We start from the raw sequence: 715 nt of genomic DNA, 5'->3' as shown, positions 1-715 counted from the left end.
AAACACGAAATTCCTGACAGGCCCTCGGGCGGGCGTACAACCGCCTGCAGTTGCCGCCGTACGAGCTGCCGCGGCACAAGACGCGGATGACGATCAAGAGCCAGACGCACAAGGGCGAGGGCTACAACGAACTGCGCTTCGAGGACGAGAAGGATCAGGAGGAAATCTACGTCCACGCGCAGAAAGACCAGAACATCCACGTCAACCATGACGAAACCACCTTCGTGGGCAACGACCGCAGCGAGCAGGTCGAACATGACGAAACCATCGCCATCGGCAACGATCGCAAAGAGACCGTGGGCCACGACGAGCAGGTCACCATCGGTCAGGACCGCCACCACGACATCGGGCAGGACGACTTCCTGAGCATCGGCCGAAACCACACCATCCACACAGCCAAGGACCGCACGGAGGAAGTCGGCAACCATCGTCGCGACAAGACCGCAGCCAATCACACGGTTGATATTGGCGGGCATCTGAAACAGCGCGTGGCAGGCCATGCCGAGCTGGAGGCGGGGCAGGCTATCCGGTATCGCACCAAGGTCGTCGAGTTGCAAGCTGGTGAGGTAATCCGCCTGCGCGGCCCCGGTGGCACGATTACGCTGGACGACGGCGGTATCGCGCTCGACGCCGTGGTGATTCGGCTCAAGGGTCCGCTGACAGCTGACAGCGTCGGTCGTGGCAACCGCTTAGAAGCTGTTGCGAAATTACGGAT

Annotated in this window: 1 protein-coding gene; it reads left to right on the top strand. The window is 61.4% G+C overall.

Features of this window, described 5'->3' with window-relative positions:
- Positions 1 to 86: 86 nt before the first annotated feature.
- Positions 87 to 715, top strand: a 629-nt coding sequence (locus VK92_RS37615) for a bacteriophage T4 gp5 trimerisation domain-containing protein (RefSeq protein ID WP_048468234.1), incomplete at its 3' end; no start/stop codon positions are given.

The sequence above is a fragment of the Burkholderia sp. LK4 genome (genome assembly GCF_001043615.1).
In the GTDB taxonomy this organism is placed as follows: Bacteria; Pseudomonadota; Gammaproteobacteria; order Burkholderiales; family Burkholderiaceae; genus Burkholderia; species Burkholderia cepacia.
Note: the sequence above shows the minus strand (reverse complement) of the source record. Positions and strands in the feature narration are given on the sequence as shown.